Origin of the sequence: Chitinolyticbacter meiyuanensis (assembly GCF_008033135.1) — a bacterium.
GTDB classification, from domain to species: domain Bacteria; phylum Pseudomonadota; class Gammaproteobacteria; order Burkholderiales; family Chitinibacteraceae; genus Chitinolyticbacter; species Chitinolyticbacter meiyuanensis.
Map to the genome: position 1 here is coordinate 3,294,638 of NZ_CP041335.1, position 22,488 is coordinate 3,317,125.

General features: G+C 58.6%; 31 protein-coding genes. All 31 read left to right on the plus strand.

The annotated features are described in order from the left end of the window. Positions 1–7: 7 nt before the first annotated feature. The 31 genes from FLM21_RS15695 to FLM21_RS15840 all read left to right on the plus strand — a co-directional run bounded on the left by FLM21_RS15695 (position 8) and on the right by FLM21_RS15840 (position 22,484). Positions 8–862 carry a YdaU family protein gene (locus FLM21_RS15695; RefSeq protein WP_148716469.1) on the plus strand — a complete coding sequence of 285 codons (855 nt, stop codon included), beginning with the start codon at positions 8–10 and terminating at the stop codon, positions 860–862. Continuing rightward, a complete protein-coding gene (locus FLM21_RS15700) occupies positions 859–1,632 on the plus strand; it encodes an ATP-binding protein (RefSeq protein WP_148716470.1) in 774 nt (257 codons plus the stop codon). The genes FLM21_RS15695 and FLM21_RS15700 overlap by 4 nt, the downstream gene beginning before the upstream one ends. Further along, on the plus strand, positions 1,629–1,820 hold the full coding sequence (locus FLM21_RS15705; protein ID WP_148716471.1) for a hypothetical protein: 192 nt from the start codon (positions 1,629–1,631) through the stop codon (positions 1,818–1,820). The genes FLM21_RS15700 and FLM21_RS15705 overlap by 4 nt, the downstream gene beginning before the upstream one ends. Beyond that, positions 1,817–2,236, plus strand: a complete 420-nt coding sequence (locus FLM21_RS15710; protein ID WP_148716472.1) for a recombination protein NinB — start codon at positions 1,817–1,819, stop codon at positions 2,234–2,236. The genes FLM21_RS15705 and FLM21_RS15710 overlap by 4 nt, the downstream gene beginning before the upstream one ends. Further along, the gene (locus tag FLM21_RS15715; RefSeq protein ID WP_246120742.1) at positions 2,233–2,604 is read left to right on the plus strand and encodes a hypothetical protein; all 372 of its coding nucleotides are present in this window, start codon (positions 2,233–2,235) and stop codon (positions 2,602–2,604) included. Before FLM21_RS15710 ends, FLM21_RS15715 begins: the two co-directional genes overlap by 4 nt. Positions 2,605–2,651: 47 nt before the next feature. Continuing rightward, positions 2,652–2,843 carry a hypothetical protein gene (locus FLM21_RS15720; RefSeq protein ID WP_148716473.1) on the plus strand — a complete coding sequence of 64 codons (192 nt, stop codon included), beginning with the start codon at positions 2,652–2,654 and terminating at the stop codon, positions 2,841–2,843. Then, positions 2,840–3,346 carry an HAD domain-containing protein gene (locus FLM21_RS15725; RefSeq protein ID WP_148716474.1) on the plus strand — a complete coding sequence of 169 codons (507 nt, stop codon included), beginning with the start codon at positions 2,840–2,842 and terminating at the stop codon, positions 3,344–3,346. Before FLM21_RS15720 ends, FLM21_RS15725 begins: the two co-directional genes overlap by 4 nt. A 145-nt stretch (positions 3,347–3,491) precedes the next feature. Beyond that, on the plus strand, positions 3,492–3,893 hold the full coding sequence (locus FLM21_RS15730) for a putative PDDEXK endonuclease (RefSeq protein ID WP_148716475.1): 402 nt from the start codon (positions 3,492–3,494) through the stop codon (positions 3,891–3,893). Between the two features lie 2 nt (positions 3,894–3,895). Next, positions 3,896–4,312, plus strand: coding sequence for a hypothetical protein (locus FLM21_RS15735; protein WP_148716476.1), 417 nt, complete (start codon positions 3,896–3,898; stop codon positions 4,310–4,312). A 928-nt stretch (positions 4,313–5,240) separates the two neighbouring features. After that, positions 5,241–5,861 (plus strand): putative metallopeptidase, encoded by a 621-nt coding sequence (locus FLM21_RS15740; RefSeq protein ID WP_148716477.1) that lies wholly within the window; start codon positions 5,241–5,243, stop codon positions 5,859–5,861. 33 nt (positions 5,862–5,894) lie between these two features. Next, positions 5,895–6,371: a DUF2280 domain-containing protein gene (locus FLM21_RS15745; protein ID WP_148716478.1), complete on the plus strand. Its 477-nt coding sequence runs from the start codon at positions 5,895–5,897 to the stop codon at positions 6,369–6,371. Further along, on the plus strand, positions 6,343–7,638 hold the full coding sequence (locus FLM21_RS15750) for a terminase large subunit domain-containing protein (protein ID WP_148716479.1): 1,296 nt from the start codon (positions 6,343–6,345) through the stop codon (positions 7,636–7,638). The genes FLM21_RS15745 and FLM21_RS15750 overlap by 29 nt, the downstream gene beginning before the upstream one ends. Before the next feature lie 3 nt (positions 7,639–7,641). Further along, the gene (locus FLM21_RS15755) at positions 7,642–9,051 is read left to right on the plus strand and encodes a DUF4055 domain-containing protein (protein WP_148716480.1); all 1,410 of its coding nucleotides are present in this window, start codon (positions 7,642–7,644) and stop codon (positions 9,049–9,051) included. A gap of 39 nt (positions 9,052–9,090) precedes the next feature. Continuing rightward, positions 9,091–10,212, plus strand: coding sequence for a putative phage head morphogenesis protein (locus tag FLM21_RS15760; protein WP_148716481.1), 1,122 nt, complete (start codon positions 9,091–9,093; stop codon positions 10,210–10,212). Positions 10,213–10,221: 9 nt separating this feature from the next. Next, entirely contained in the window at positions 10,222–10,473 is a 252-nt protein-coding gene (locus FLM21_RS15765) for a hypothetical protein (protein WP_148716482.1), read from the plus strand. Positions 10,474–10,625: 152 nt separating this feature from the next. Beyond that, positions 10,626–11,402 (plus strand): DUF6651 domain-containing protein, encoded by a 777-nt coding sequence (locus FLM21_RS15770; protein WP_148716483.1) that lies wholly within the window; start codon positions 10,626–10,628, stop codon positions 11,400–11,402. 98 nt (positions 11,403–11,500) lie between these two features. After that, on the plus strand, positions 11,501–12,664 hold the full coding sequence (locus FLM21_RS15775) for a major capsid protein (protein WP_148716484.1): 1,164 nt from the start codon (positions 11,501–11,503) through the stop codon (positions 12,662–12,664). Between the two features lie 45 nt (positions 12,665–12,709). After that, positions 12,710–12,889: a hypothetical protein gene (locus FLM21_RS15780; protein WP_148716485.1), complete on the plus strand. Its 180-nt coding sequence runs from the start codon at positions 12,710–12,712 to the stop codon at positions 12,887–12,889. Positions 12,890–12,892: 3 nt separating this feature from the next. Beyond that, positions 12,893–13,378, plus strand: a complete 486-nt coding sequence (locus tag FLM21_RS15785; protein WP_148716486.1) for a DnaT-like ssDNA-binding protein — start codon at positions 12,893–12,895, stop codon at positions 13,376–13,378. Then, the gene (locus tag FLM21_RS15790; protein WP_148716487.1) at positions 13,375–13,806 is read left to right on the plus strand and encodes a hypothetical protein; all 432 of its coding nucleotides are present in this window, start codon (positions 13,375–13,377) and stop codon (positions 13,804–13,806) included. The genes FLM21_RS15785 and FLM21_RS15790 overlap by 4 nt, the downstream gene beginning before the upstream one ends. Continuing rightward, positions 13,803–14,180, plus strand: a complete 378-nt coding sequence (locus FLM21_RS15795; RefSeq protein WP_148716488.1) for a hypothetical protein — start codon at positions 13,803–13,805, stop codon at positions 14,178–14,180. The genes FLM21_RS15790 and FLM21_RS15795 overlap by 4 nt, the downstream gene beginning before the upstream one ends. Then, a complete protein-coding gene (locus FLM21_RS15800; RefSeq protein WP_148716489.1) occupies positions 14,180–14,587 on the plus strand; it encodes an HK97 gp10 family phage protein in 408 nt (135 codons plus the stop codon). The genes FLM21_RS15795 and FLM21_RS15800 overlap by 1 nt, the downstream gene beginning before the upstream one ends. 8 nt (positions 14,588–14,595) lie before the next feature. Beyond that, on the plus strand, positions 14,596–14,988 hold the full coding sequence (locus FLM21_RS15805; RefSeq protein WP_187359933.1) for a phage tail terminator-like protein: 393 nt from the start codon (positions 14,596–14,598) through the stop codon (positions 14,986–14,988). A 14-nt stretch (positions 14,989–15,002) separates the two neighbouring features. Further along, a complete protein-coding gene (locus FLM21_RS15810) occupies positions 15,003–16,181 on the plus strand; it encodes a phage tail tube protein (protein ID WP_148716491.1) in 1,179 nt (392 codons plus the stop codon). Positions 16,182–16,190: 9 nt separating this feature from the next. Beyond that, positions 16,191–16,592 carry a phage-derived protein YdaY family protein gene (locus FLM21_RS15815; RefSeq protein WP_148716492.1) on the plus strand — a complete coding sequence of 134 codons (402 nt, stop codon included), beginning with the start codon at positions 16,191–16,193 and terminating at the stop codon, positions 16,590–16,592. 77 nt (positions 16,593–16,669) lie between these two features. After that, complete coding sequence (locus tag FLM21_RS21745) at positions 16,670–16,912, plus strand: phage tail assembly chaperone (RefSeq protein WP_444542096.1); 243 nt, start codon at positions 16,670–16,672, stop codon at positions 16,910–16,912. Positions 16,913–17,395: 483 nt separating this feature from the next. Further along, the gene (locus FLM21_RS15820; RefSeq protein ID WP_148716493.1) at positions 17,396–17,830 is read left to right on the plus strand and encodes a hypothetical protein; all 435 of its coding nucleotides are present in this window, start codon (positions 17,396–17,398) and stop codon (positions 17,828–17,830) included. Between the two features lie 326 nt (positions 17,831–18,156). Next, a complete protein-coding gene (locus FLM21_RS15825) occupies positions 18,157–18,903 on the plus strand; it encodes a BRO-N domain-containing protein (RefSeq protein ID WP_148716494.1) in 747 nt (248 codons plus the stop codon). Between the two features lie 84 nt (positions 18,904–18,987). Further along, positions 18,988–19,692 carry a hypothetical protein gene (locus tag FLM21_RS15830; RefSeq protein WP_148716495.1) on the plus strand — a complete coding sequence of 235 codons (705 nt, stop codon included), beginning with the start codon at positions 18,988–18,990 and terminating at the stop codon, positions 19,690–19,692. Positions 19,693–19,873: 181 nt separating this feature from the next. Then, a complete protein-coding gene (locus FLM21_RS21725; protein WP_373281832.1) occupies positions 19,874–20,020 on the plus strand; it encodes a superinfection immunity protein in 147 nt (48 codons plus the stop codon). A 70-nt stretch (positions 20,021–20,090) separates the two neighbouring features. Further along, the gene (locus FLM21_RS15840; RefSeq protein ID WP_148716497.1) at positions 20,091–22,484 is read left to right on the plus strand and encodes a tape measure protein; all 2,394 of its coding nucleotides are present in this window, start codon (positions 20,091–20,093) and stop codon (positions 22,482–22,484) included. Positions 22,485–22,488 lie beyond the last annotated feature (4 nt).

Genomic DNA, 22,488 nt, shown 5'->3' on the forward strand with positions numbered 1-22,488 from the left:
GGCGGACATGAACTTCTACAAGCGCCACATTGGCGACTACATGAAGGACGCAGGCCACCTGTCCCTGCTTGAGCACGGGGTGTACGTCCGGCTGATGGACGTCTACTACACCCGCGAGTCCGGCATCCCCGAAGCGCAGTCGGCTCGCCTGGTGGGTGCAAGGACCGAAGAGGAGCGCGCAGCACTACAAAACGTGCTGGATGAGTTCTTCGTACTAGAGGACTGCGTCTGGCATCAAAGGCGTTGCGACGCTGAGATCCAAGCTGCGCAAGAAAGCCAGGCCGAGCGTGACGCACGCCGTGACAACGAGCGCGAGAGACAGAGTCGTCACCGTGACGAACGCCGGGATTTATTCGCAAAGCTGCGTGAACACGGCGTGATTCCGGCGTACGACACGCCAACACACGAGTTGCGTACAGACCTGTCACGCGTGACAGGTGGTGACGGTACGCGTGATGTCACATGTACGGACACGGCTATCCATAAGCCATTAGCCATAAGCCATAAGCCAGATAAAGAACAAAAGACTACGCGCTCGCCAGCGAGCACGACGCTCGTATCTCTGGCCGATCTGATTGCTGACGGCCTCGCCGAGCAGACTGCCGCTGAGTGGCTTGCCTACCGCAAACGAAAACGCAGCCAGCTGACGCCAAGAGCCTGGGATGGGCTGAAAGCCGAAATCCAGAAGGCTGGGCTTACCCCGGAAGCTGGCGTATGCATGGCCATGGCACGGGGCTGGCAGGGCTTTAACGCCGATTGGTGTGCGCAATCTGCCCCAGCCAGCCGAGCTACAGCGAAGAGTTCCAACCCCAGCTACGACGACGGGCAGCGCCGCGACTACGGCCAAGGAGGCAAGCTGTGAGCGACAAGCAGAACGAATCCCGCCAGGCTCACTGCGAGACCCATGGGGATTACACAAGCACCTTCTTCGCGATGCCGTTCTCAGGTTCTGGCATCTGGAGCAAGTGCCCGGAGTGCTCGCGCGAACACGCCGAGAAGCAGGAGCGTGACCGCCTCGAGGCCGAGGAGCGTGACCGCCGCCGGCGCTGGGAAGCCAAGATCCAACACGCTGCCATCCCTGACCGCTTTCAGGATCGCACGCTCGCCAACTACGTCGTGGAGTGCGATGGCCAACGCCATGCGCTGGAGTTCGCTACCGCATTCGCCTCGGCGTTTGAGCAGGGCCGCTCGAGCCGCTGCGCGATCTTCAGTGGCGAGGCAGGCACAGGCAAGACGCATCTAGCTGTTGGCATCGCCCTGCGGATCATGCATCGCTACAACCGATCCGCCGCGTTCACCACTGTGCAGCGCTACATCAGGGCAGTGCGCGACACCTGGAGCCGCGATAGCGAGCTGAGTGAATCGGAAGTGGTGCGCCACTACGCAGAGCCGGACTTGTTGATCCTCGATGAGGTGGGCGTACAGGCCGGCAGCGAGAACGAGAAGCTGATCCTGTTCGACCTGCTGAACGAGCGCTACGAGAAGCGCAAATCCACGCTGATGCTGACCAATTTGACCGTGGACGAGTGCCGCGCCTTCCTCGGTGAGCGCGTATTCGACCGGCTGCGCGAGGATGGCGGCGAGTTCGTGCCGTTCACCTGGGAAAGCCAGCGCGGCAAGAAGGCAGCATGAAACGCCAACGCCCATGCGGCCACGCCACGACAAGCCTCGACTGCGACGAGTGCATAGCTTGGGCCATTCGCGGCCTGGACAAGCTCGAGCCGCGCAGGAAGTGGATTCAGCAACTTGAGAAAGAGCAGCCGGAGCGCGCCGAGAACATCAAGGCGCTGGTGCTGCGGTATCGGGAGGCGCGAACATGAAACAGCAATTCATCTGCCACACAGACCACATCAAGCACAACGCAATGCATGCGGTAGCGCAGCTGCGTCCTGGTGATGGCAAGCCGATGGTGGTCGAGATCCGGCCATGCACGCGCACGATCGACCAGAACGCCAAGCTCTGGAGTGTGCTGACCGACATCGCCGACCAAGTGAACTGGCACGGCCAGAAGCTCAGCAAAGAGGACTGGAAACATGTGCTCACCGCTGCGCTGCAGAAGATGCGCGTAGTGCCCGCCATTGATGGCGCCGGCTTCGTGGCCTTGGGCATGAGTACCAGCAGGATGACCGTGGCCGAGATGTGCGAGCTGATCGAGCTGGCGCAGGCATTCGGGGCTGAGCACGGCGTGATGTGGGGCGACGATGCCCGGCAAGCCATGGAGTGGGCAAAGCGATGACTAGCAAAATCGCCCCGCGCTCCGCACAGCAGATCGCAGCAAGTGCTACCTACGGCGAGATCGGCCAATTCGCCGTCGAGAAGCGCGCGCCAGTTCGCTCAAGCGCGTGGCTGGATGCTGTTCGATCCATTGACCGCTGCGTGCTCTGCGGCTGCGTGTGCCAAGTGCAGGCCGCACACCGCAACGAAGGCAAGGGCAAGAGCCAGAAGGTAGACGACTGCCTCACTGCGGCGCTGTGCCCCACCTGCCATTCCGAGATTGACCAAGGCAGGGATCTGACGCGCGAAGAACGCCGCGCGCGCATGAACCAAGCCATCGTTGAAACGCTGCGCGTGCTGGTGCGGCAGAACCTTGTGGGGGCGAGATGACAACCCAATTCGAAGACCCTGGATTTAGCGTATTCACCATTCGGTGCATGGCTTTCTACGCATCAGAAATAGCGCATGGCTTCTATCAGCGCTGGTCGGCACTTCCCGGCAAGGCGGCAAAACGAAAGGCGCTTTACCACCACGCCCGATCGCTGCTAATCCACGACAGGATTGTTTGCCACGCGCTTCATGGGGAAGCGCTGAGAAATAACGTGCCGCTGTGGGAGGGCGAAAAGTGAAAGTCCTGTTTCTTGATTTCGATGGCGTGCTGAACAGCATCAAAACCGCGACGGCGTTTGGTGGATATCCGCTGTCACTGGACCAAGTTGGGATGTTCGACCAGACAGCGTTGCAGCTGATCCGCAACCTGCGGGGCGCTGGCGTTTCAATCGTGCTTTCTACGACGTGGCGACTTTTCTGTGAGCAACGGGACATCGAGCGCGCAATGGGCTTTGAGCTCGCCGGGGAAACACCTCGAAGCGAGAGCGGTCGTCGTGGCGAGGAAATCAAGGCTTGGCTCGATGCAAATCCAGATGTGACGGACTACGCCATTGTCGATGACGACAGCGACATGCTTCCTGAGCAGCTGTCGAGATTCGTTAAGACCGACGCACACGAGGGGCTGACGCTGGCCGACTTCTGCAGGATCTGCACCATCCTCGGCATTGATCCTGGCGACACAAGGCCGCGCGAACGTCAATGGAACAAGACGGGCAAGTCGCTCGACTGGGGGCAGGCATGAAGCCACGGATCAAGTGGGACCGTTACTCCAAGACATGGCGATGTGATGCATCAGGCACTGCGACGGCGTGGGGGAAAACTCCTTCAACTGCTTTCATGCATTGGAGCTACGAGCGCAGGCACTGGGAATCGCTGAGGGGGCGCCAATGAGCACGATGCAACGACGCAAAGGTGCTGCGGCAGAGCGCGAGCTATTCGGGCTGCTGGAGGAAGAGTTGGGCATCGCCGTAAAGCGGAACCTGACCCAGACCAGAGAGAAAGGCTGTGACACGCTCGATGTTGCTGGCTGGGCGATTGAGTGCAAGCGGCAGGAATCACTGCAGCTTGGCTCATGGTGGGCTCAGACACTGAGGCAGGCCGATACAGCAAAGTGCCGCCCGATCTTGTTCTATCGCCAGTCACGCCAGCCATGGCGCGCTGTCGTTCGCCTACATGACGTAGCCCCGGCCATCTACGAGCCAGACCACGGCACGACGACGATGGACCTGCAGGCAGCCTGCCAACTAATCCGATCCCTCGCGCAAGTACCACTGTTTCAGGAGGCATGACCATGTTGCAATCGATCGCAGGAATCAGCCGCAGGAACCCCGTGCCATCACGTGCGGCGCCGCTCACCGCGCTGAGGCATTGGGCAGCCTGGTCAGTTGACTACGGTAGCTGGCGCAAGACCTGCCACAGCATCGAATCCCGATATTCGCGTGAGCTCTGCCGGTATCAGCACGACTCGGACGAAGAGGTACGCAATCGGGAGCGCTATGACCAGCTCGTGGCAGAGGCTGCAGAGGACATCATTCGCGGCATGCCAGTAGATCAGCGCGCGCTGCTGAAGCTTGTCTATGTCGAGCACCCGAAGATGGACCCGGGCCATATGGCACGGCGAATGGGGATGAGCGTGCAGCGCTACCAGTTACTGGAGGCAACCGCGCTGACCACGTTCTCCACCCGATGGAATGGCGGACATGCCTAAGCGACCTCGCGGCGAGGGCCTGAGCCGGCGCATTGTCGAGTTGCTCACCAATGCACCGCGGCCACTCTTCATGGGCGAGATCAACGCTATGCTCGAATTCGCCTATGAGTGTGGCGAGCTATCGTCTGCCCTGGCCAAAATGGAGCGCAGTGGCAAGGTGGAATCCAAGATGATGGATCGCGAAGGGCCTGGAAGGCATCAAGCCAAAGCGTTTTCGTTGCCCGGACTAGCCCTTTGGGAGAGGCCCGAAATTCGGCATATATGCCAAAGGCCGAAATAGGGCCACGGTGTATTGCGGGTTCCAGCCGATCTGGTATCTTGAATGTGTTGGGGCGAGATGCGCCCTAGCAAACCAGAGCCGATTGCACAGACGCCCAGCTGAGAAGTTGGGCGTTTGCTTTTGAGGTGCGCATGAGCATAATCGACACAATTAATGTGAGCGTGACCGCGCGCTTCCGTTGGTGGGTATGGCCGCTAGTGTTTGCTCCCAAGGCTGTTGTTGCTTGCGGATTTCATCCGAATGTTGAGCGCATAGCCGCATTCATAGCTCGGAATGGCGTGCGGGCTAAAGTAGCGCTAAAGAGTGCGCGATGAGTACTTTGGCTGACAAAAAACCGACATATGCGCCAGCATACATAGTCGGCGTTTATCCTGGCTTGGTGGAGCGAGCCAGGCAACTGGGTTATGCCCTAGCCCTGCATGGTTCCCTGCAGCGTGACCTTGATATCGTGGCAATTCCATGGGTCGAGAAGCCTTCCAGCGTTTTCGAGCTTGTCCAAGCACTTTGTGCGGAATTCGATGTGGCACCAAATCACGCGATTTCCGAGCCATCTATTCGACCGCACGGAAGGCTATCGTGGTCCATCCCCTTGTGGTGGGGTGCTTACGTTGATCTAAGTGTATTGCAGCCCAGTAAGGGTGATTAGAAATGAGACCTTTGCCGCCAGAGCACATCGGGCGGTTCGGTCCTGATGACTCACACCCAAAGAGCTATATCCCCGCGCCTGAGGTGCTGGCGTGGGTTAAAGAACACATCCTTGATGAGGATGGCGACCTCTACAACGAGGATCACGCCCACCTCGTCGAGGCAAACATTGCATTCCTTTGGGCTTCATCCGCCTTCACCAAGGCTGGACACACTGTTGTCGGCCAGGCTGAGGAAGTCATGTTCCGCTGCGGCCCTTGGCAACGAGGGCGCCAAGAGCAGCAGATGACCGAATGGTTCGGCTACGTGCCGGACTTCCTCATTACCTTGGCTGCTAGCTATTGCGAGCAATGCAGTGATGCCGAGTTCTGCGCGCTGGTCGAGCACGAGCTTTATCACCTGGGGCATGCGCTGGATGACTTCGGCCAGCCCAAGTTCACCAAAGAAGGCCTGCCCAAGATCGCCATCCGTGGGCACGACGTGGAAGAGTTCACGGGCGTGGTAAGGCGATATGGCGCGAGCGCTGAAGTACAAGACCTCCTTGACGCCGCCAAAGGCCGTCCAGAGGTATCCCAAATCAACGTGGCGAGGGCCTGCGGCACCTGTCTGCTTAAGTCGGCCTGAAAAACTGACCGGTTCTGACGGACGACTACACCTATGGCAGCACTAGGAAGCGAGGCCAAAGCCTTCATCGTTCAGGCGCTGGCCTGCTTCGACACGCCATCTCAGGTTGCCGAGGCAGTCAAGAACGAGTTTGGCCTGACCATTTCACGCCAGCAGGTCGAATCGCACGACCCAACCAAGTACGCTGGTCGTGGGCTAGGCAAGAAGTGGGCAGACATGTTTCACGAATGCCGAAGGGTGTTCCGTGAGCAAACCATCGACATCCCGATTGCCAACCGGGCATTCAGACTCCGCGCCTTGGGCCGCATGGCTGAGCGCGCTGAGAACATGCGAAACCTCGCCTTGACCGCCCAGTTGTTGGAGCAGGCAGCCAAGGAAGTCGGCGACGTGTATGTGAACCGCCAAGCCAAGGCTGACGGTACTGGAGATGCGCCGACGCCAACCCGAGTTGAAGTCGCAATCGTCGACGCCAGGAAGCCCGATGCCGACGCTGAACGTTCCTCAGGGTAACTTCCTTGCCCTGCCGCACAAGTTCCGCGCGTTTGTAGCTGGTTTCGGCTCTGGCAAGACGTGGGTTGGCTGCGCCGGGCTCTGCAAGCACGTATGGGAATGGCCTGGAATCAACTCTGGCTACTTCGCCCCTACCTATCCGCAGATCCGTGACATCTTCTTCCCCACGATCGAGGAAGTGGCGTTTGACTGGGGCCTAAGGGTCAAGACGAAGGAAAGCGACAAGGAAGTTGAGTTCTACTCCGGTGGGCAGTACCGCAGCACCACGATCTGCAGATCGATGGAAAAGCCGCAGACCATCGTCGGCTTCAAGATTGGCCATGCCCTAGTCGATGAGCTCGACGTGCTGACTGTGCTCAAAGCACAGCACGCATGGCGCAAGATCATTGCCCGGATGCGCTACAACGAGCCGGGACTGCGAAATGGCGTGGACGTCACCACGACGCCCGAGGGGTTCAAGTTCGTCCACCAGCAGTTTGTGAAGCAGCTGCGGGATAGGCCACATCTGGCCCAGCTGTATGGCCTGATACAGGCGAGCACGTTCGACAACGAGCTCAACCTGCCACCGGACTACATCCCGTCGCTGATGGAGTCTTATCCGGAGCAGCTGATCCAGGCCTACCTGGAAGGCAAGTTCGTCAACCTGACATCGGGCACGGTCTATCACGCCTACAGCCGCGAGATGAACGGCTGCCGTGACGTGCACCAGCCTGGCGAGCAGCTGCACATCGGCATGGACTTCAACGTGGGCAAGATGTCAGCGATCACGCACGTGAAGCGTGACGGGCTGCCTCGTGCAGTCGACGAGATCATGAATGGCTACGACACGCCAGACATGATCCAGAAGATCAAAGAGCGCTACTGGCGCTTCGATGGGACCAAATACGTCAGTACCTGTGAGATCCACGTTTACCCCGATGCGTCCGGTGATTCGCGCAAGTCGGTGAACGCTAGCGTGACTGACATCGCCCTGCTGAAGCAGGCCGGATTCAAAGTACGAGCGCCAGAGGCAAACCCGCCCGTGAAAGACCGTGTGAACGCCATGAACGCCATGTTCTGCAATGCGCAGGGCGAGCGGCGCTATCTGGTGAATGCGGATCGCTGTCCGACCTATGCCGATTGCCTGGAGCAGCAGGTATGGGCCACGAACGGTGAGCCAGACAAGTCTCAGGGCAACGACCACCCGAACGATGCGGGTGGCTACTTCATCCACAAAGAATTCCCGATCGTACGACCCGTAGTGTCGTCTACCCCACTCAGGATGTAACGCATGAGCAACGACCCGAGCCAAGCCAGCCAGGCAGTATTGGCGATGCGCGAGGACTGGGCCATCGTCGATGCGCTGATGGGTGGGACGAAGGCCATGCGCGCCGCGGGCACGCAGTTCTTGCCCAAGTGGCCCAAGGAAGAGGACGACGCCTACCGCTGCCGTCTGAGTGTATCCACACTGCTGCCGGCCTATAGCGAGACAGTCCAGAACATGACCGGCCGTGTGTTCGCGGAGCCAATTCAGCTCGGCGAGGACGTTCCCGAGCAAATCGCTGGCTACGCACAGAACATCGACAGCCAGGGCGACAACCTGCAGGTATGGGCCCAGCGCGTCTTCAGCATCGGCCTGTCGCATGGCCTGTGCTACGTGCTGGTGGACTATGCCAGTACGGTGAATGAGGACGGCGAGCCGACTATCCGCAACCGCGCCGAGGAAATCGCTGCTGGCGTGCGGCCCTATGTGGTGCTGGTGGGTCCGAAGCAGGTGATCGGCTGGAAGTCGGCGAGCCAGAACGGTACCGAAGTGCTCACGCAGTTCCGCTACATGGAGTGCGTCGACGAGCCAGACCCGGAAAACGTGTTTGCCACGACGCAGGTCGAGCAGATTCGCGTGCTTGAGCCTGGTAGCTGGGCAACGTACCGCAAGACCAAGGGCGCAGGTGGCCGCGACGAGTGGACACTACACCAGGAAGGTACGACCTCCCTCGACTACATCCCGCTCGCCACTTTCTATACCAAGCGCACTGGCTTCATGACCGCCACGCCGCCGCTGATGGAGCTGGCACATCTCAACATCAAGCACTGGCAGAGCCAGAGCGACCAGGACAACATCCTGCATGTCGCTCGGGTGCCACTGCTGGCGCTGATCGGCGTCGAAGATACCAACTTCGAACTTCAAATCGGCACCAGCCAAGCGACCAAGATCCCCAAGGACGGGGATATGAAATTCGTTGAGCACACTGGCAAGGCCATCGAGGCCGGGCGTGATGCGCTCTCAGACCTCGTTGACGACATGCGCGTTGCTGGCGCCAAGCTCCTGCAGAAGGAGAAGCAGGCGACCAAGACTGCCGCACAAGCCGAGGAAGAAGCCGCCCAAGAGATGAGCCCGCTAGAGACCATGGCGGGCCAGCTTGAAGACTTCCTGGATCAGGTGTTGCAGTACATGGCCGACTGGCTCGGCGTCGATGAGGGCGGCCACGTCGAGGTTAATGGAAACTTTATGCCGGACTTTGTCCCCGAGGTATCCATTCCTGCCCTTGTTCAGCTCACGAATGCTGGGAAGATTTCCGACGAGACGATGTTCAACGAACTGCAGCGTCGTGGGATTTTGTCGCCGGATATTGATTGGCAGTCGGAATCGGAACGGATAGCAATGCAGGGGCCGCAGCTCGGGACACTTGGATCGGGTTAGTAAATGCCGGCATGAAGCAGCTGCTGTTAGGGAAAAGCGATGCCATCCGTGAATGAGAAGTTGCAAGATGCGCTGATAAATCACCAGGTTGACCTGCAGCAGCTGAGTAATGCCGAGGTACGCAAGATAGTCGCGCTACTCAACCGGGTAGACAAGGAGCTAGCCGCAGCGCTGGAAGCTGCGGTATCTCGCATGGACAAAGGTCGCTTCACGGTCAGGTACATGGCCGAAGTGCTCAAGTCAGTGCGTGAGCTCAATGCTCAAGCCTATGCAAGTGTTGGCGAAGTGCTGGAGCAGGACCTGGAGGAGCTGGCCGAATACGAGCTCGGTTATCAGCATCAGCTTTTCGAGTCAACGATTCCGGCCGCCGTCTTGGCTGAATTCCCATTGGCTCAAGCCAATCTGCAGCAGGTACGAAGCGCCGCGTTTTCGCGGCCGTTCCAAGGAAAGCTCCTGAAGGACTGGCTTTCCAATATTGAAGCGGCACGCGCTGAAGCAATTCGCGACGCAATCCGTATGGGGATTGTGGAGGGCCTGACCACGCCACAGATCGTCAGCAGGATCATGGGCCTGCGCGATAACAACTTTGAAGATGGGCTACTGCAGCGCAGCCGCCGTGACGTCGAGACGATGGTGCGGACTGCAATCAGTCATGTGGCTCAGGGCGCACGCGACGCATTCTATGAAGCGAACGGCGATATCATCGCCAGCGTGAAGTGGTTAAGTGTCCTTGATGCGCGGACAAGCTCCCCGTGCCGCCTCCGCGATGGGCTGTTGTATACAAACGAAACACACAGGCCAATCAGCCACTCTGTGCCGTGGCTCGCAGGACCAGGCCGACTGCATTTCAACTGCCGGTCAAACTCTGTGCCGATTTTGAAGTCGATCGAAGAGTTGAAGCTGCAGGGCCTTAAAATAGATGAAGGCACACGAGCAAGTATGGATGGCTATGTCCCGGCCGACATGCCCTACAGCGATTGGTTTTCCAAGCAATCCGCAGCGCGGCAGGATGAGATAGTGGGCCCCACGCGAGGGCAGCTTTTCCGGAAGGGTGAACTGAACTTCGATCGCTTCTACAACGACAAGGGCAAGTACTTGACGCTAGACGAGCTTCGGAAGCGAGACCGAGCAGCATTTGAGCGCGCTGGCTTAGCCAGCTAATATCCCCGCATGCCTGAAAAATCAAAGTTTCATGTGATCGCCGGAACGCCACCTCCAGCAACTCAGCTGGAAGAGGTGCGAAAAATCGTACGCGCTATGCCCAAGCCGGCTTCGATGCTGCAGTGCCATCGGTGTGGCGGTCGAGAGATCATGGAGACCAAAATCGGAGCGCTGCTGAAAAACGGGAAGGTTTCTGGAGGTACAAAGCAGTACCTGTGCGCCTCCTGTTTCCTAAAAGGTGAGCGCGTCTTATTGAAGTGACTGCAATGCAATTAGAGAGCCCGCCCAGTGCGAGCTTTTTGCTTTTCTGGCCCCGGCTAACCACCGGGGCTTCTTCATGCCTGCTCTCCGGATGGACGTAGGCGCATCGGGCCGGATGGCTCATCACGGGGCGGATGCCCGAGGAAGTACACATGCCTTTCAAGTTTGACGCTGACGGCCACATCGTGGTCCAGGAAGTGAACGGCCAAAAACTGCCAGTTTTCACCAGCCCTGATGGCAAGGATGCCCCCTTCGATGCGGACAGCACGGTTGCCACCATTGGGCGCCTGAACGGCGAAGCGAAGGGCCACCGCGAACGCGCGGAAGCGGCCGAAGCAAAGCTGAAGAGCTATGACGGCATCGCCGATCCTGCTGCTGCCCTCAAGGCGCTTTCGACGCTGAAGAACCTCGACGAGAAAAACCTGATTGCTGCCGGCGACCGTGACAAGGCGGTATCCGAGGCGGTGAAGAGCGTCGAGGAGAAATATGCCCCCATCGTCCAGGAAGTCGAGACGCTGAAGGGTCAACTGAACAGCCACCTCATCGGTGGCGCGTTCGCGCAATCCAAGTTCATCGCTGAGAAATTCGCTGCTGAAGGCCCAGCTGGCGTCGAGATCGCCCGCGCGCTGTTCGGCAACAGTCTCAAGGTCGAGGACGGCAAGGTTGTGGGATACGACGCCCAAGGCAACAAGCTGTATTCACGTACCCGCCACGGTGAGCTGGCAACGGCAGAAGAAGCAATTGAGCTGCTCGTCGATGCCTACCCGCACAAAAACCACATTCTCAAGAGTTCCGGCGCCAACGGTGGTGGCGCAGGGCATGGCAACGGCAAAGCCGGAGCCAAATCCATCAGCCGCTCGCAGTACGACGCAATGTCGCCGCAGGACCAGGCCAGCTTTGCCCGTTCCGGTGGCGCTGTGAGCGACTGAACACCATCAACATGCCGGCCCCTGGATGGGGGTCGGTGCTTGGGTCGGATGACCCACAAGTCTGAACACTCAACATCGATCCCACAAAGGAGCCAAACATGGCTAACACTCTCACGGGGCTGATCCCCACTCTCTACAACGCGCTGGATGTCGTTTCGCGCGAGCTGGTCGGTTTCATCCCGGCCGTTTCTGCAGATATGACCTACGAGCGAGCCGCTGTCGGTCAAACCGTCATGTCGCCCGTTACCCCGGCGGCTACCGCCTCGGATATCACGCCAGCTGTGACGCCGCCAAACGATGGTGACCAAACCATCGGCAACGTGCAGATGACCATTACCAAGGCCCGTCGCGTGCCGATCCGCTGGAACGGCGAGGAAAAGCGCGGCCTGGACAACAACGGCGCCAGCTACAACACCATCCTGTCGCAGCAGATCCAGCAAGGCATGCGCACGCTGGTGAACGAGATCGAATCCGACCTCGCAGCCCTGCACCTCAAGGCCTCGCGTGCCTATGGCACTGCCGGCACCGCACCATTCGGCACCGCCGCTGACCTCAGCGATTCGGCTGGCGCACTCCGCATCCTGGAAGAAAACGGCGCACAAGGCCTGGACTTCCAGCTGGTGCTGGGCACCGCCGCAATGGCCAATCTGCGCGGCAAGCAATCGGTGCTGTTCAAGGTGAACGAAGCCGGCCGTGAGGACATGCTGCGCAACGGCATCACTGACCGTCTGCAAGGCCTGGCGCTGCGTCAATCGGCACAGGTGAAGAGCTTCACCGCAGGCACTGGCGCGTCCGCCACCACCAACAACGCTGGCTATGCCGTCGGCGCAACCAGCATCACGCTGGCTTCCGCAGGCACTGGCACCATCCTGGCGGGTGACGTGATCAGCTTCTCCGGCGACACCAATAAGTACGTGGTGGTGACCGGCGATACTGACGTGAGCAATGGCGGGACCATCGTCATCGCTGCACCGGGTCTGCAAAAAGCCATTCCGGCCGCTGCAACCAACATCACCGTGACCGCGACCAGCGCGCGCAACATGTTCTTCGCACGTTCTGCCATCGCACTCGCCACCCGTGCACCGGCACTGCCCGAACAGGGCGACTCCGCCGTTGATCGCATGATCGTTACTGACCCGCTGACCGGCCTGAGCTTCGAAATCTCGATGTATGCCCAGTACCGCCAGATGCAGTACGAAATCGCGATGGCGTGGGGTTGCGCGGCGGTGAAGCCCGATCACATTGGCCTGTTGCTGGGCTAACCAACACAGGGGGCTTCGGCCCCCTTCTTCTTTCTGGAGCCATCCATGAAACAGCTGAAGGTGCAGCCCTGGGGTAAAGACCAGGGCGATTACGTACTCATCAACGAAGAGGACTTCGATCCAGACTTCCACGTGAAGCTGGACGAGGCCCCGGCCGAGAAGGCCAAGCCTGGCCGCAAGTCCACAAAGACGGCCGAGCAATCGGGCGATGCCCAGGCGGTGTAACCCATGGCACTGGTGATCGAAGATGGCACGGGCCGCATTGACGCCGATTCGTTCGTCTCGGTCGCCGATGCAGACATCTACCACAGCGGCCGTGGCAACACGGCATGGGCGAGCCTGACCAGCGACGTGAAGGAGCAGCGGTTGCGCAATGCCGCGTCCTACCTGTCGTTTTCCTGGAGCTACGGCGGCTCGCTGTACAACCTTGACCAGGCGCTGGCCTTCCCCCGGCTCATCAACGGCGTGAAATACGACGTGAGCGGAGCGCCAGCCCGAGTTAAGCAGGCCCAAATGGAGCTTGCGTTGCAGGCCAGCCTGACCGGTGCATCTGCAGTGGGCACAGCGCAGGTGATCCGCCAGAAGGTGGACGTGATCGAAACCGAGTATGCGGAGGGCGTGGTCAGTACGTCAGAGCGCTACCCATACGTGACGAACCTGCTGGTGCCGTATCTCGATGGCGGCCCCGGCCAGCTCAAAATGGTGCGCGCATGAGCGACAGTGCGTTGATGCACAAAGAGCTGTTTTGGCTTATGTGCAAAGAAAAGCTTGGCCAAGGCATCGGCCGAATGGCTTTCAGCACTGACGTGCTTCCCAATTCGGTGATCAAGGTCGAAGAAGGTGCTGGCAGCTTCCAAAACATCGTCGAATGGGAGACATGGAAGCGGGTTGAGCACACCGAATACGCCAAGTGGTTTGCGCCGTGCGAATGGATATCGCCAAGTGGCTCGGTGCTGATCATGCGGCGAACGAAGCAGGTGAGAAGCTACCCGAAAGAGATGCCTGTTTTCCTCGCTGACTTCAAGCGGGCCAACTACGGGATGATTGGCAGGCAGATCGTGTGCCATGACTACGGCACCAACATGTTGTTCGAACGTGGCATGTCGAAGCGCATGCAAAAAGTGGAGTGGTGGGACCTATGAGCATCGACTACGCAGCCATCCGCGACCAGGCGGTGGTGAATGCACTGCTTGATGCTGGATTGACCCTCACGCTGCGGCACGAAGTGACGGGCGATTACGACCCGGACACCGGTTCGGCGCCAACAACGCAAACCGACTACCAACTGCTCGGCGTAGTCCTGAACTACTCGCCCAAGGATTCCGGCACCGGCACTAACCCGAACACGCTGATCGAAGCGGGTGACCACAAGGTGCTGATCGAAGCCACCGGCCCAGTCCCGGCGCCGACGGAATGGTCTGTGCAGATCGATGGCGAATGGTGGCGCGTGCTCAACGTCAAAACGCTCGCCCCGGCCGGCGTCGCGGTGCTGCATGAGCTGCATGTGAGGCGGTGATGAGATTCGCAAAGCAGGTCAGCGCGTGGAGCGAGCGCTCCATGGACAAGGTCGACCGTGCCACGCGCGAAATCGGCCTTGTGCTGTTCAGCTCGGCCATTCGCAAAACGCCTGTCGACACTGGCCGCGCCCGTGGCAACTGGCAGGTCGGTTTCACAATGGCACAGGGCGCGACGACCCGCGAGGATAAGGCGGGCGCGCTAGCCATCAACGACGTGATGAGCCTGCTCAAGCCCGGCATTTTCAAGCAGGACAACCAGGTGTGGTTGACCAACAACCTGCCCTACATCCTCAAGCTGGAATACGGCTCCTCGAAGCAGTCGCCGCAAGGCATGGTGCGGCTCTCGTTTGAAGAGATGGAGCCAGCCATCCGAGCCATCGTCAGCAGGATATCGAGATCGAGATGAGCCAGCCCATGATTCGCAAGATCCTGGAAACGCGCCTAAGCGCCATTCCCGGAGCGCCGCCCATTGCATGGGAAGGTAAGGCATTCGCCACCACACAAGGCCTCTTTTGGGAGGTCTTTTTACTGCCCGCCGCGCCCGATAATCCCGCACTCGACGTCGATTACAGGCGCGAACGAGGCGTGCTGCAAGTGACCATCAACGCGGAAAGCGGGAAAGGTCCGAAGGCTGCGCAAGACAGCGCAGAAACCATCCGTGCCGCATTCGCCCGTGGCCTGGATATCACCGATGGCCCGGTTCGCTTGATCGTCGAGCGGAGCCCGGCAAACGCACCAGCAATCATCGAAGACGGCCGTTACCGGCTGCCCGTTTCAATCAGCTACACGGCCGATGTGTTCGGCTAATTTCGGAGCAAACCATGGCCTCTCTCGCAACCGCCATCTTCAAGAAGGTCGTTCTTGCCAAGGAAACGACTTGGGGTACCAAGCCGGCCACCAACACTGGCAAATACGGTCGCCGCACCGGTCTTGAAGTGAATTTGACTCGGGCTGGTGTCGAATCGCAGGAAATCAACGCTCACCAGCAAGTCAATGACTTCCGGCTCGGGCTGCGTACGCTGTCTGGCACGTGGAATGCTGAGCTGTCCTGCAGCACCTGGGAGCTTTTCCTGGCCGCTGCGCTGCGCGCTGGCTGGACCGCTGGTGTCACATCTGGCCCGCTGACGACGGTGAGTTTTGCTGCTGCGACCAAGAAGATTTCGCGCTCGTCGGGCTCGTGGATCACTGATGGCTTCAAGCTGGGCGATCTGATCAACGTCGCTGGCGCTGCCACGGCTGGAAACAACGGCCGCGCGATCGTGGTTGGTGTGACTGCCGCAGACCTGACCGTGGACAAAGTGCTGGTCAACGAGTCCGCTGGTGCGAGCGTCACGGTGAACGTACCCGGCAAGAAGCTCAGTGTGCCGATGTCGGGCCACACCGACGATTCATTCACGATCGAAGAGTTTTACTCGGACATCAGCGTTTCCGAGCGCAATGTCGGCGTGAAGGTGGGCGGCTTCGAGTTGTCCCTATCTCCGGACAGCATGGCAACCATCAATTTCGACCTGATGGGCAAGAACAAAGAGACGGATACCACTGCGTACTTTGTCTCTCCCGCCGCGGCGACCACGACTGCATCGCTGTCGAGTGCTGGGGGCTACGCCTACACCGACAACGCACCGGCCACGCTGCTAACGGGCTTGTCCCTCACGCTGACCGGCAACATGGAGGCGGCGCAAGTGATCGGCGCTGACACCGCAGCAGCGATCCTGCCTGGGCGAATCCAGGTGAGCGGGGAGCTATCGGCGTTCTTCGTCGATAACAGCCTGGCCGACAAATTCCTGAACGAGACCGAGATTGGCATCGGCTACCGCTTCGATGGTGGCGGAGAGTCGATGGTGTTCAAACTGCCGCGGGTAAAGCTTGGCGGCGCTTCGAAGAACGACGCGCCTACTGGCGGCATCATCATCACGGCTCCATTCACCGCGCTGCTCTACTCGGGCACTGGCGCCGCTGAAAACACCACCATCTGCATTCAAGACACCACGCTGGCCTAAGAGGAACACATGGATCTTTCCAACCTGAATACCAAGGATCAGTCGGAAGCCGGCGTGCCCATGACGGTTCGCCTGCCGACCGGCGAAGAGACCGACATCAAGTTGACCGTGATCGGCCGTTCTTCGGAGCGTTTCGCCGCAGCCAAGCTGGAATTCGACCGCAAGATGGCCAAGCTTCGGCCAGTGCGTGATCGCGACATCGACGACGTGACCATCGAGCAACGGGCCGACGATGAGTTCACCGCCACGTTGGTGCTGGACTGGGATGGCGCCACAGATGGTGGGCAGCCCCTGCCATTCACCCTGGCGAACGTGGTTCGAATGCTGCAGGTCGCGCCATATATCAAGGGCCAGATCCTGAAGGTCGCGCTGGATGACGCACGTTTTTTGGCGAGAACGCCGACAGCCTAATCGAGTGGGCTTCGGCAGAGTTTGAGCTAGGCAAGAAACAGAAGGACGGGCGGACACTGCGCCAGCACCTTGAATCGGTGCAAGCGTTGACCGGCACAACACCGGATGGACTCATCCCGCCGCCATTCCCGATTCAACTGACCTACCTATGGCGCTGGTTCGTCGAACTGTCCGGCGCGCGCACGGGTAATGGCTTCGGCCCGAACAGCATCTCCTACGCGGAAATCGCCGCTTGGTCTGGGCTTAAGCGGATACAGCTAGCCGACTGGGAACTGGACACTCTGGTGGAACTTGACCGAGCATGGCTAGACAAACAGTAGTCGGCTAATGACACGGTGGCACCGCGTCATTTCTCCGATCAGAAGCCTTGCTAAAGTGATGAGCGGCCTATAGATTTCAGTCATGTATGGACGATATTCCATGCTAGCTGCATCAGGAGCTCACCAAATTCTCAGCTCGCAGATGTGATGGGATGAAGCGGTGGCATGAGGCTTTGATGCGTGTGTCGATGCCTTTTAGCGAGGCAAATTTGACGAAGCTGTCAACGGCTATCTATAGTCGCCATCCGCCTTATGGCGTTTCGCTGGGGGTGCGAATGTCAAGAATCATTGATACTGTCGTGGTCGATCGGGAGGTCCTTAGCCCGGACGAGTTTCTTCGCAAGATTGAGAAGGAGCGTAGCGCGATCAAGTCATCCAGAATCGTTGCGCCAAAGCTTGGTAGGCCAGGTTTTGGAGGTGTAGAGGTTGAGTACAACTATCCCATCTTCCGCCCGGCTTTCGATTGCAAGCTTTGAGGTATAGATGATCGATCCCGTCGACGAAAAAGGACAAGAGCCCGAGACACAACCTCCTACGGAGGTGAGGGCGTCTCAGATGTTAGAGGCGTTGAGTTCTATTGTTGCAACTCAAGTCGCTGAGCACGAGATTCGTCAGCAGGAGTTGGCTCTGCGTCAGCGTGAGCTTGACCAGAATGCTTCGTATGCGAACAAAGCGCTCGATGTACAAGCACAGGATCGGCGCGAGCATCGAGACCTCTTCCTAAAGATTGTTCGAGACCGCTATTGGTTTGCGATCGGCGGGATGTTGGTCATTTTCATCTTCATGGGTTGGCTCGTGAGCCATGGTCAGGTCGAGCTGGCAAAAGACATCCTGAAACTTGGCCTGGGATTCGTGGCTGGCGGAGCTACTGGCTTCTTTGCGGGGAAAGCCAAGCGGGGCAACAACAGCGAGCAGTGATCCCGGTTAGTGCAAGTGAATAGCCCCGCCTAGCGGGGCTTTTTCATGGGTGGTTGCGACTGCCGCCGCTTGACACGCAGTGCCGTTCCGACCTACCGTGTAGATAAGAGTGTCGAAACTCGATTGCTGCCGGTCCCCAACGCCCGAAAGCGTTGTTTTTTTACGCCCGTAGTTCGTCCACGAACTGCGTGTGCCCAGCCAGTCTTTGGCCGGGAGGGTGACGGATAAAAGACCCGAAAGGGGAAGAAGTCCACCGTGCAGCACGGTTTCGAACCTCCTGGCCACCTCATGTTGAGTGGTCAACCCGTGTCGAAACGGAGCTGATCATGAATGCCCTCGCCTTCCAAGGTACCAACTTCGAAGTAGTAGCCCAGAATGGCCAGTCGTGGCTGCGGGCTGCTGATATCGCACGCGCTCTCGGATACTCCCGTGAAGACGCGGTAAGCAAGATCTACGATCGCAATCGGGACGAGTTCACGGATGATATGTCCCGGACCGTCAAATTGACGGTCAGCGGTGAAATCAATGGGTTACAGCACATTGCGGTGCGGATCTTCTCGCTCCGCGGCGCTCACCTGATCGCGATGTTCGCACGCACGCCGATGGCCAAGGCCTTCCGCCGCTGGGTGCTTGATGTGCTCGACAGCCTGAACGGCCGCACCAGCACCGGTGATCGCACGCCACTGCGCGACGCGATCAACATGCTGGTGAGCAAGCGGCACCTGATGTACCCGGATGCATATGCGATCGTGCACCAGCGCTTCGGGGTGTCGCACATCGACGAGCTGACGCTTGAGCAGTTGCCCCAGGCAGTGGAATACGTGCACAAGGTGGCGCTTGAAGGCGAATGGCTGCCGCCCGAAGGAACGGTAGTGCTGACTACGCATGAAGTCGGCGCGCTGCAGGCGCTGGTGAGCCGGCTTGAATACTTTTTGTGCGATGAGCGCATCAAGGAAATCGAAAAAGGGCTGTATGCGGTCCAGTCGCGACACGCTGGCTTCTTCCACGATTTCACGGCAGAGCCACGGCTGATGCTGCCCACCCTGAAGAAGGTTGCGGAGCGAAGCCAGTAGCCTCACTAGAAGCTGACAGCAACCCCTACGCCTCTATGCTACGTTTAGCGTTCCTGAATTCGGGGCGAAGGTGTGGGGGCGTTCATGTCGGGGGCTCGTTCCAGTAATGTTTGGGCGGTAGCAGTTGTATTTGTGGTTGTAGTACTTGCTGCTCTTTCCATGTCAATGGACGGGGAGCACGCTAGAGGTGTCGCCATCCTACTTGCGGCAGCGACTGTATTTTCGGGCTGGCTGGTGTTCAACGGCCAGAGAAGGAGGCGTCGCGCAGCAGAGTACGAAAGATCCGCGCTGCTCAACAATCAGTGGGCGGATAAGGCTTCGGACGAAGAGGCACAATTTGCTGGCGTAGTTACAATCGACGATTACCTGGGGAGAGCCGCTGAGGCGCACACGAAGGCACGGATAGCGTGGCGTGACAAGCATTACGACGAGGCATGGGGTAACTTGATTACCCAGAAGCAGCTTTACCTTCAGCACGCAATTCGCGAAAAATTCTCTGCCCACGAACTGCTAGCGCTGGACGCTAGCGTGGACGTGCATATGGCAAATGTCCTGCGAATGGAGGGCAGGCACAGACAGGCTTTTCTGCACATCATGTACGCGATGATGGCTGGCAGAACGTCGTTTGACATCGGCGCAGCGGAGCGAGTAGCGGTTTACTACCGACGGGCCAAGCTAACCAAAACAAGCCTTTCCGACGTACTCGACTATGCTCGTGCTCATTGCGGGCGGGTAGAGTTCACTGAAATCCGCGAGCAAACTGCGTGGTGGTTTAGTAAGGAGGAGTGAGTACCTGGACCCTGCTGTGCTATGTTGCTGTGTTCCCACGCATCTTCACGCCGATCTCAATGATTTTGGCTGATGCTGGGATCACTTGATCGACGAGACGGGGGGTATCTTGGGCTCATTTTCACTGTGGCATTGGGTTATCGTTATTGTCGTACTGGCCGTAACGCTCCCGCTATATTTTTTGCCGAGCATAATTGCGGTTGCCCGGCGCACAAAACAGCGCGCTGGCATATGCGTTCTAAATTTGTTAATGGGATGGAGTGGCATTGGATGGATCGCAGCATTCATCTGGGCCTTCGTCGATCAGAAAGATCATAACGCGCCTTGATATTCAATTGAGGTCAATTTAGTTTCAAGCACAACCCGCCATTTGGCGGGTTTTTTCATTTGGGGCTCCCATGGCTACGGAAATCGCAACACTCGCCATCAACGTGCAGGCAAATAGCGTTTCTGCGGCGGAACGTGAGCTAGAGGAGTTCAACCGCACCGCGGCAAAGACCGAGAAGGCCACTGGAGGTGTGGAAAAGGCGTTCCGACGTGTTGGCGCTGCCGCAGCTGCATATGTCACCCTGCAATCTGCAGCTTCAATAATTAAAATGGCTGATGCATTTCAGTTGCTGCAAACCAGGGTTTCGATCGCTGCTGGAGATATGGAAAAAGGTGGGCAGGCGTTTAATAATATCCTGTCTATAGCGCAGCGAAGTAGAACTGGCATTGAAGAGACAGCAACTGTTTTCAACAGGCTAAATCAAGCAATCCTGCAAATGGGTGGCACTCAGTCGAATACGCTTGAGATAACTGAATTGCTTGGAAAGGCGATAAAGGTATCAGGAGCTAATGCGCAAGAGTCTGAGTCCGCCATGCTCCAGTTTGGCCAGGCGCTGGCCTCCGGTGCCTTGCAGGGCGACGAATTGCGATCCCTGCTTGAACAGGCTCCTTACTTAATGCAGAAGCTTGCCGATTCGCTCGGAGTTCCGGTCGGGAAGCTTAAAGAACTTGGAGCACAAGGCAAACTAACTGCTGATGTCATCGTGAATGCTTTAAGCGGCGCGGCGTCCGCCATTGAAGAGGACTTTGCAGACCTTCCAGTAACAGTTGGGGACGCATTAACTCAGCTCGACAATTCGTTTATGGTGCTGATTGGCACTATGAACGAGGGCTCGGAGGTAAGTGGGACCTTATCGGAAGTGATAACTGCGCTCGCGGGGGTGTTCGACGACTTGGCGAAAGCAGTTTCTATTGCCGATGACGATGCGGATGATTTGACAAAAAATGATGTCAAGCGCTGGGCGGACGATGTGGCTCTTGCGTTCGCTGCTACCGCTGACATAGCAAACGTACTGATTGATGGATTTGCCTCAGCTGCCCTTTCGTTTGGGCAACTGATTGAGGTTAGCCGTGCTGGAGTGAGATTGGCAAAAGGTGATCTAGATGGCGCCAAGAGCGCGATGAAAGATGCCGACCGCCTTGCTGAGCGAGCAAACAAAAGGGCGCGTGATGCCATTTTTGGGCGGCAAGGCCCCACGCTCTTCGATCGCGTTCAGGCTGTACAGGCAACGCGGGATACGAATAAAAATCCATTTGGCCCATTCGACGGAGCAGTAGGGCAGATAGATCTAAAGGGAAACTTAAAAGCTAGGACTGGCGGCGGCGGTGGTGGCGTGAAGCGTGACTCCGCGGCAGAAACACTGAAAGACTTGGAGTTCGAGCGCGAACAGTTGAAACGCAGCGCGATGGAGCAAGAGGTCTACATTCTCCTCAAAAAGGCCGGGGTTAGCGCTACCTCTGCTATGGGCGAGAAGATTGCCAGCTCGGCCAGAGCGTTCATTCTTGAGCGCGAGGCGGTTGAACGGGACAAACAGCAGATAGAAGAAAATGCCCGAGCCTACGACCAGATGATGGGCGAACGCTCAAGGGCGATCGATCAGATGACAGCTGAAACTGATCGGCTGCGTGGGTCGGTGGAGAACTACGGCAAATCGCAATCGGAAATCCTCAGAAACGAAGCTGATCTGATCCAGGCGCAGATCGACAAGCAGATGGCGATCTTCGGCACGGCCGATGCATACGACGTGCTGCGCGTGGCGCACTTGCGCGAACAAGCTGGCTACCAGGAAACGTTGGAGCTGCTGGATCGAGCCAACCAAGCAACGGACGAGCATGCGGACAAGTTGAACGACTTGGCCGGTGTCTACAAAGGCGTTTTCCAGGGAATGGAGGATGCCCTGACCGATTTCGCGACTGGGCAAAAAACGTCGTGGAAGGATCTTGTCGATTCCATCGAATCAGACATTTTGCGCCTGATAGTGCGGGCATCGATCATCCAGCCGTTGCAGGACAAGATCCTGGGCAAGTCCGGTACGGGCGCTGATGGGGCCCTGGGGTCGATTCTGGGCATCTTTTCCGGTGCTGGGTCATCCGGGGCGACCGGTGCAGCCGCTTATGGTGGTAGCTACGGTCAGTACGGGCTGGGCGGCCCAACAAACTCGGCATCCGGCTGGGCTTCGGCTGCTACTGGCATCCTCGGGCTCTTCTCGGGCTTTTTCGATACGGGCGGCAGCATCCCGGCTGGCCGATGGGGCATCGTTGGCGAGCGTGGGCCGGAGATGGTTCGTGGCCCGGCATCGGTCACAGGGCGCCGTGAAACTGCAGACGCCATGTCTGGCGGCGGCAAGACGTTCAACATCAACGTCAATGTCCCGGAAAGTGCCGCAAAGGATCGCGGGACGCGCACCCAGTTCGGTACGGATGTCGGGAACGCCATTTCCAAGTCCATGGCCCGCAACAACTAGACCC

What these genes read in the sequence shown, in the direction of transcription:
- FLM21_RS15695 (WP_148716469.1), top strand. Translation starts at nt 8, where the DNA reads ATGAACTTCTACAAGCGCCACATTGGCGACTACATGAAGGACGCAGGC.
- FLM21_RS15705 (WP_148716471.1), top strand. Translation starts at nt 1,629, where the DNA reads ATGAAACGCCAACGCCCATGCGGCCACGCCACGACAAGCCTCGACTGC.
- FLM21_RS15710 (WP_148716472.1), top strand. Translation starts at nt 1,817, where the DNA reads ATGAAACAGCAATTCATCTGCCACACAGACCACATCAAGCACAACGCA.
- FLM21_RS15715 (WP_246120742.1), top strand. Translation starts at nt 2,233, where the DNA reads ATGACTAGCAAAATCGCCCCGCGCTCCGCACAGCAGATCGCAGCAAGT.
- FLM21_RS15720 (WP_148716473.1), top strand. Translation starts at nt 2,652, where the DNA reads ATGGCTTTCTACGCATCAGAAATAGCGCATGGCTTCTATCAGCGCTGG.
- FLM21_RS15730 (WP_148716475.1), top strand. Translation starts at nt 3,492, where the DNA reads ATGAGCACGATGCAACGACGCAAAGGTGCTGCGGCAGAGCGCGAGCTA.
- FLM21_RS15735 (WP_148716476.1), top strand. Translation starts at nt 3,896, where the DNA reads ATGTTGCAATCGATCGCAGGAATCAGCCGCAGGAACCCCGTGCCATCA.
- FLM21_RS15740 (WP_148716477.1), top strand. Translation starts at nt 5,241, where the DNA reads ATGAGACCTTTGCCGCCAGAGCACATCGGGCGGTTCGGTCCTGATGAC.
- FLM21_RS15745 (WP_148716478.1), top strand. Translation starts at nt 5,895, where the DNA reads ATGGCAGCACTAGGAAGCGAGGCCAAAGCCTTCATCGTTCAGGCGCTG.
- FLM21_RS15750 (WP_148716479.1), top strand. Translation starts at nt 6,343, where the DNA reads ATGCCGACGCTGAACGTTCCTCAGGGTAACTTCCTTGCCCTGCCGCAC.
- FLM21_RS15755 (WP_148716480.1), top strand. Translation starts at nt 7,642, where the DNA reads ATGAGCAACGACCCGAGCCAAGCCAGCCAGGCAGTATTGGCGATGCGC.
- FLM21_RS15760 (WP_148716481.1), top strand. Translation starts at nt 9,091, where the DNA reads ATGCCATCCGTGAATGAGAAGTTGCAAGATGCGCTGATAAATCACCAG.
- FLM21_RS15765 (WP_148716482.1), top strand. Translation starts at nt 10,222, where the DNA reads ATGCCTGAAAAATCAAAGTTTCATGTGATCGCCGGAACGCCACCTCCA.
- FLM21_RS15770 (WP_148716483.1), top strand. Translation starts at nt 10,626, where the DNA reads ATGCCTTTCAAGTTTGACGCTGACGGCCACATCGTGGTCCAGGAAGTG.
- FLM21_RS15775 (WP_148716484.1), top strand. Translation starts at nt 11,501, where the DNA reads ATGGCTAACACTCTCACGGGGCTGATCCCCACTCTCTACAACGCGCTG.
- FLM21_RS15780 (WP_148716485.1), top strand. Translation starts at nt 12,710, where the DNA reads ATGAAACAGCTGAAGGTGCAGCCCTGGGGTAAAGACCAGGGCGATTAC.
- FLM21_RS15785 (WP_148716486.1), top strand. Translation starts at nt 12,893, where the DNA reads ATGGCACTGGTGATCGAAGATGGCACGGGCCGCATTGACGCCGATTCG.
- FLM21_RS15790 (WP_148716487.1), top strand. Translation starts at nt 13,375, where the DNA reads ATGAGCGACAGTGCGTTGATGCACAAAGAGCTGTTTTGGCTTATGTGC.
- FLM21_RS15795 (WP_148716488.1), top strand. Translation starts at nt 13,803, where the DNA reads ATGAGCATCGACTACGCAGCCATCCGCGACCAGGCGGTGGTGAATGCA.
- FLM21_RS15800 (WP_148716489.1), top strand. Translation starts at nt 14,180, where the DNA reads ATGAGATTCGCAAAGCAGGTCAGCGCGTGGAGCGAGCGCTCCATGGAC.
- FLM21_RS15805 (WP_187359933.1), top strand. Translation starts at nt 14,596, where the DNA reads ATGATTCGCAAGATCCTGGAAACGCGCCTAAGCGCCATTCCCGGAGCG.
- FLM21_RS15810 (WP_148716491.1), top strand. Translation starts at nt 15,003, where the DNA reads ATGGCCTCTCTCGCAACCGCCATCTTCAAGAAGGTCGTTCTTGCCAAG.
- FLM21_RS15815 (WP_148716492.1), top strand. Translation starts at nt 16,191, where the DNA reads ATGGATCTTTCCAACCTGAATACCAAGGATCAGTCGGAAGCCGGCGTG.
- FLM21_RS15820 (WP_148716493.1), top strand. Translation starts at nt 17,396, where the DNA reads ATGATCGATCCCGTCGACGAAAAAGGACAAGAGCCCGAGACACAACCT.
- FLM21_RS15825 (WP_148716494.1), top strand. Translation starts at nt 18,157, where the DNA reads ATGAATGCCCTCGCCTTCCAAGGTACCAACTTCGAAGTAGTAGCCCAG.
- FLM21_RS15830 (WP_148716495.1), top strand. Translation starts at nt 18,988, where the DNA reads ATGTCGGGGGCTCGTTCCAGTAATGTTTGGGCGGTAGCAGTTGTATTT.
- FLM21_RS15840 (WP_148716497.1), top strand. Translation starts at nt 20,091, where the DNA reads ATGGCTACGGAAATCGCAACACTCGCCATCAACGTGCAGGCAAATAGC.